Here is a 6,008-nt window from a genome sequence, read left to right on the forward strand (position 1 = left end):
GGTGCTGGTCGTCGGCGGCGGGGTGGCGGCCCACCGGCTGGCGGAGAAGCTGCACGACCACGGCCACCGGGGCGGCGTCACCCTGCTCGAACCCGCGACGCCACCGCCTGCGTCCGAACCGGCGGGCGCGGTACCGGCGTTGGTCGTTCCCGGCGCGCTGCCGACCGGCCTGGACCTTCGGCGCCGGGAGGTCTGGTCGCTGCGCGACGGGGTCCGCGTCCGTCACCCCTACGACGTCCTGGTGCTGGCCACCGGCGCCCGCCCGCTGGTTCCCGACGTGCCGGGTCTGCGGATGGCCGACGGTCGGCTGTCCGCCGGGGTGCTGGCTCCGCGCCCGTCGCCCGGGCCGGCGGAGGGCGAGCCTCCGCGCGGCCCCGTGGCCGTGGTCGGCGACGGCCCGGCTGCGCTGACGTACGCGAGTGACCTGGCTCGCCGGGGCGTGGACGTCACACTGCTCTGCCGGGGCCGGTATCCGCTGGCGCGACGGCTGGACGAGCACTGCGGCGCGCTGCTCGCGGAGCGGCTGGCGCTCTCCGGCGTCACGGTGCTCACCGGCCGTGCCCTTCGACGACGCGTCCCCGACGGGCTGCTACTCGACGACGGCCGCGAACTGCCTGCTGCGAGCGTGCTGTTGTGCCTCGGCGCGACACCCGACACCGGTCTCGCCCGCGCGGCGGGGCTACCGGTCGGCGCCGGTGTGCTCGTCGACCACCGGTTCCGCACCTCCGATCCGCACGTGTACGCGGTCGGCCCCTGCGCCGAACCCGTCGACGGCGAACTGCCCCGGCGATACGCCGATTTCGACCAGGACGTCGAGCTGGACCAGGCGGAGGCACTGGCCGAGATCCTGGCCACGGGCCGCACTCCAGCCGGATCGCGTCCCGAACTCGGCGTGCCCGGCGACCCGTTGCGGCTGCCGTCGCGGGTGGCCGAGCTCTTCTGCGTCGGTCGGCCCGACGACTTCACCCGGCCCGGCGTCCGGGTGGTCACCCTCTCGGGGGCGGGCGACGATGGTCACGCCCGACTCGCGGTGCGCGGCGACCGGCTGGTGGCCGCCGTGGTGTTCGGTCTGCCGAAGGCCGTCGCCGCCCTCGCCCATCTCCACCGGCACGGCCGCCGCCTGCCCTCCGACCGGTTGTCGCTGCTGCTGGGGCTGCCGTCCGGGCCGCCCTCCTCGGCCCGTGGCGCCGCCGACGACCTGGTGCTGTGCCTGTGCAACAACGTCTCGCGCCGCGCCTTGTCCGGCGCGTGGCGGGCCGGCGCCCGCACCGTGCCGGCGCTCGCCGCCGCCACCGGAGCGACCACCGGATGCGGCGGCTGCACACGGGAGTTGACCCAGCTGTGCCGAAGCCTCGGCGAGGCGCCACCCGCGCCGCCGCCCGCGTCCCGGACGCCCGAGCGCCCCGCCGAGAGCCGCCGTCCGCGGGAGGCCGCGTGACGACCGCCACCCGCCGTGCCCGCACCCTGGTGGTCGTCGGACACGGCATGACCGGCCACCGGCTGGTGGACGGTGTGCGCAAACGGGACACCCTCGGCCAATGGCGTGTGGTGGTCCTGGCCGAGGAGCGGCACCCGGCCTACGACCGGGTCGGCCTCTCCTCCTACCTGGCCGGGAAGAGCCGCGCGGACCTGACGCTCGCCGGTCCGGAACACCTCGCCGACCCCCGGCTGACGCTGCGGCTGGGCTGTCCGGCGGTGGCGGTCGACCGCGCGCGGCGGAGTGTGCGCACCGCCGACGGCGACACCGTCCGCTACGACGCGCTGGTACTGGCCACCGGCTCCCGGCCGTTCGTCCCGCCGGTACCCGGCCGCGACCTCGACGGCTGCTTCGTCTACCGCACGCTGGACGATCTGGACCTGATCCGGGGCGCCGCCCGTCCGGGCAGGTCGGCCGTGGTCGTCGGTGGCGGGCTGCTGGGTCTGGAGGCGGCCGAGGCGCTGCGGCTGCTCGGCATGCGCCCGCACGTCGTCGAGGCGGCACCGCATCTGATGCCCGCCCAACTCGACGCCGGCGCGGCCGAGATACTGCGCCGCCACGCCGACGGCCTCGGCATGACCCCGCACTGCGGCACGTCGCTCGCCTCGGTCGACGCCCGGCCCGACGGCCGGGTCGGATCGGTGACCCTCACCGACGGCACGGTGCTCCGCGCGCGGCTGGTGGTGTTCGCCGCCGGAATCCGGCCGCGCGACGAACTGGCCGCCACGCTCGGGCTGCCGCTGGGCGAACGCGGCGGCCTGCTGGTCGACGCCCACTGCCGCACCTCCGACGAGCGGGTGTGGGCGGTCGGCGAGTGCGCGGCCGTGAACGGCCGGTGCCACGGGCTGCTCGCGCCCGGCAACCGCATGGCTGACCTGGTCGCCGAGCGGCTGACCGGCGGTACGCCGCCGCCCTTCGACGACACCGAGACGGGTACCACGCTGAAGCTGCTCGGCGTACGGGTGGCGACGTTCGGCAGTGGTCGTCCCGCCGCCGGTGAGCGCGTTGTGGAGGTGGCGTTCACCGAGGGGACGGACCGGTACGCGAAGGTGTTCCTGCACCCGGACAGCGGCGTCCTGCTCGGCGGCATCCTCGCCGGCGGGACCGGTTCCCGGGCGACGCTGGCACCGCTTGTGGGCCGGCCGGCGCCGAGCGACCTGGAACAACTCCTGCTGCCCGAGATCCCGTCCGACCCGTCCGACCCGTCCGACCCGTCCGACCCGTCCGGACGGTCCCGGCCCTCATCCGGCCGCTGAGCCGCGCCCGCCGCCGCCTGGTTCCGCGAAGGCCGCCACCTCCCCCCGGCGAAGGACCACCAACGCGGCACAGCTGCACCGGCAGTACTCGACGTCCCCCTCCGACGTCGGGTGGCTGGACAGCAGCCGCCAGGTGGGCCCCCGCCGGCCGGGCGGGCAACCCCACTCGGTCAGCGGGCACCTCTCCCCCGCCCCGGTGGCAACCCTCTCCGACGGTCCTCGTGCGGTCATCCACTCCTCCCTCCGGTGGCCGCGGGTTCCTCACGTGTCACGGACTTCGGCACCGCCGGCTCGGGCAGCGTGCGGAACAGCAGCCAGGCCAGGGCGGGCATCAGGATCAGCGGGGCGAGCGCTGTCCGCAACGAGGTCGCGTCGGCGACCTTGCCGATCAGCGGACTGACCAGGCCGCCGACGCTGACGGTCAGTCCGAGCGTGACGCCGCTGGCGGTGCCGACGCGGCTGGGCAGGTAGTCCTGGGCCAGCGTCACCTGGAGTGAGAAGGGCACGTACAGGCCGATCGAGGTGAGCGCGACGAAGAGGTAGATGACCGGCCCGGGAACGAACACCAGCCCCGCCACGGCGCCGACCGTCATCAGATACGCGCCGGTCACCACGGTCACCCGGTCCCGGCGGCCGGCGAGACGGCTGCCCAGCAGGGTGCCGACCGCGCCGCCGAGATAGAGCACGAAGAGCGCGGCCGAGCCGGCGGCCGTGCCGCCGCCGGTGCGGTACGCGGCGTAGAAGGCCACGAACGTGCTCAGCCCGACAAACGTGATCGACCGGCAGACCACGGCCAGCGAGAGCTTCACGAACGACGCCACGTCGTCGTCCCCGGCCCGCTGCCCGCCGCTCGACCCGCTGCCCCCGGATCTCTCCAACGCCCGCAGCACCGGCAGGCACAGCACACTGCCGACCAGGGCGGGCAGCACCAGCAGCGGGGTGAATCGCAGACCGCCGGTGGCGACGACCGCCGCCACCATCAGCGGCGCCAGCGCGAAGCCGACGTTCCCGCCGAGGGAGAACCAGCCCATCGCGCGGTGGCTGCCACGACTGGCGAGCCGCGCCACCCGCGCGGACTCCGGGTGGTAGGCCGCCACACCGATCCCGGAGACGGCGACGAACAGCAGCGTCAGCGCGTAGGAACCGGACAGTCCGCTGAGGGCGATGCCCAGCCCGCCGAGGATCGTGCTCACCGGGAGCAGCCACGGCATCGCCCGCCGGTCGGTCAGCGCGCCGAAGAGGGGCTGCGCCACCGAGGACAGCAGCGAGGCGGCGAGCACGATGCCGGACGCCGCCGCGTAGGTGTAGGCGCGTTCGGCGACGAAGAACGGCACCAGCGCCGCCACCGAGCCCTGGTACACGTCCACGCAGGCGTGCCCGGCCGACAGCAGGACGATCGACTTGTTTCTGGCCACGACCGCCATGTTCGCCGCCGCCGGATTGTCGCGCTTCCGATAAACTGCCAGCCGATGTCAGAAACCCGCCAGACGGCGTCGTCCGACCGGCCCGCGCGGCAGCGTGTGCGGCACCAGCCGACCGCGCCCACGCGCAGCCAGTGGCTGGCGCCCGGCGCCGCCATCGACGCGCACCGGCACGACGACCACCAGCTGGTCTACGCCGCGCGCGGCGTGCTGGCCATCACCACCGAGGCGGGCTCGTGGATCGCGCCGGCCACCCACGCCATCTGGATCCCGGCCGGCACCACCCACGCCCACCAGGCGCACGGCGCGCTCGAACTGCACCTCGTCGGCCTCCCGGCCACCGGAGCCGCCCTGGACCCGGCCGAGCCGACCGTCCTGACCGTCGGTCCGCTACTGCGCGAGCTGGTCCTGGCCTACACCCGCGACGCGCACCGGTACAGCCCGGAACGCGACCGGTTGCGGGCCGTGCTGCTCGACCAGCTGCGGGCGGCGCCCCGGCAGCCCGCGCACCTCCCGGCGCCGGCCAGCCCGCTCCTGCGCGCGGTGTGCGACATCCTGCACGCCGACCCCGCCGACAGCCGCACCCTGGCCGAACTCGGCCGCCAGGTGGGCGCCAGTGCCCGCACGCTCTCCCGGCTCTTCCGCGGCGATCTGGGCATGACGTTCCCCCAGTGGCGCACCCAGTTGCGGCTGTACCACGCGCTCGCCCTGCTGGCGGACGACATCCCCGTCACCACCGTGGCGCACCAGTGCGGTTGGTCGTCCGCGAGCGCCTTCATCGACACCTTCCGCCGCGCGTTCGGCCACACCCCGGGCAGCCACCGCACCCACTGAGCGTCACCCTTCGCATCCACGCGAACACGTTCCGCCTCCGTCGACCCCCCGCGTTCCGGAAGGGTCGCGTCCACTGAACCGGTGCTCTACACAGGTGATCTGACGACGTCACGCCGTGCACTGGACGACGGAGGTAACACCCATGACGGACGGGATCGCGCTGGTGACCGGAGCGGCGGGCGGGATCGGCGCCGCCGTCGCCCGGCTGCTCGCGACACGCGGTACGGAGGTGGTCGCCGTCGACCTGGACGGCGGCCGACTGGCGGACGTGGTCGACAAGTTCACCGCTGACGGGCTACCGGTCACGGCCCGCCCGGTGGACGTGTCGGACGGCTCGGCCGTGGCGGAACTGGTGGCCGAGGTGGAGCGGACTGTCGGACCGATCGGCCAACTGGTGAACACCGCCGGCGTGCTGCACGTCGCACCCGCCCACGAACTCACAGAGGAGCAGTGGTCGCGGACGTTCGCGGTCAACGCCGACGGCGTCTTCCACACCTCGCGGGCGGTCGTCCGGCGGATGATCGCGCGCCGCTCGGGGGCGATCGTCACGGTCGCCTCCAACGCGGCGGGCACCGCGCGGGAGCGGATGGCGGCCTACGCCGCGTCCAAGGCGGCGGCGACCGCGTACACCAAGTGCCTCGGCCTGGAGGTCGCCCGGTACGGCATCCGCTGCAACGTCGTCGCGCCCGGCTCCACCGACACCACGATGCTGCACGGCATGTACGGCGACCGCACGGCGGCCGCCGCGGCCGTCGCCGGCGACCTGGCGACGTACAAGGTGGGCATCCCGCTGGGCAAGGTCGCGCTCCCCGACGACGTCGCGCGCGCCGTCGCCTTCCTGCTGTCGGACGAGGCGGGCCACATCACGCTCCACGAACTCACCGTCGACGGCGGCGCGACGCTCGGCGCCTGACGACCTCCACGGTCGGCGCCCGACCCCGCCACTCAGCAGCACCGCACGCCACGAAAGGACCACCCCGCATGGCCGGCATCCCTCCCATCCAGCCCTACCCCCTGCCC

At 74.9% G+C, this 6,008-nt stretch carries 5 protein-coding genes; 4 read left to right on the top strand and 1 reads right to left on the bottom strand.

All coding sequences use genetic code 11. The features are described from left to right. Both FNX44_RS22585 and FNX44_RS22590 read left to right on the top strand, forming a co-directional pair. On the top strand, window positions 1-1,438 hold a 1,438-nt coding region (locus tag FNX44_RS22585; RefSeq protein ID WP_143650629.1), incomplete at its 5' end, for an NAD(P)/FAD-dependent oxidoreductase. After that, a complete protein-coding gene (locus tag FNX44_RS22590; protein ID WP_173019256.1) occupies window positions 1,435-2,733 on the top strand; it encodes an NAD(P)/FAD-dependent oxidoreductase in 1,299 nt (432 codons plus the stop codon). The genes FNX44_RS22585 and FNX44_RS22590, both read left to right, overlap by 4 nt. 227 nt (window positions 2,734-2,960) lie before the next feature. On the opposite strand, the gene FNX44_RS22595 is transcribed toward FNX44_RS22590, so the two are convergent. Continuing rightward, window positions 2,961-4,148, bottom strand: a complete 1,188-nt coding sequence (locus FNX44_RS22595; RefSeq protein WP_143650631.1) for an MFS transporter — start codon at window positions 4,146-4,148, stop codon at window positions 2,961-2,963. Window positions 4,149-4,202: 54 nt separating this feature from the next. Here FNX44_RS22595 and FNX44_RS22600 point away from each other — a divergent pair, with 54 nt between their 5' ends. Together FNX44_RS22600 and FNX44_RS22605 are read left to right on the top strand one after the other, a co-directional pair. After that, a complete protein-coding gene (locus FNX44_RS22600) occupies window positions 4,203-4,988 on the top strand; it encodes an AraC family transcriptional regulator (RefSeq protein ID WP_143650632.1) in 786 nt (261 codons plus the stop codon). Window positions 4,989-5,130: 142 nt separating this feature from the next. Beyond that, window positions 5,131-5,901, top strand: a complete 771-nt coding sequence (locus FNX44_RS22605) for a 2,3-dihydro-2,3-dihydroxybenzoate dehydrogenase (protein ID WP_143650633.1) — start codon at window positions 5,131-5,133, stop codon at window positions 5,899-5,901. The last annotated feature ends 107 nt before the right edge of the window (window positions 5,902-6,008 follow it).

Source organism: Streptomyces alkaliterrae (genome assembly GCF_007097205.2).
Taxonomy (GTDB): domain Bacteria; phylum Actinomycetota; class Actinomycetes; order Streptomycetales; family Streptomycetaceae; genus Streptomyces; species Streptomyces alkaliterrae.

Excerpts from the sequence above, each read along its gene's own strand:
- FNX44_RS22605 (WP_143650633.1), top strand. The coding sequence starts at position 5,131 with ATGACGGACGGGATCGCGCTGGTGACCGGAGCGGCGGGCGGGATCGGC.
- FNX44_RS22600 (WP_143650632.1), top strand. The coding sequence starts at position 4,203 with ATGTCAGAAACCCGCCAGACGGCGTCGTCCGACCGGCCCGCGCGGCAG.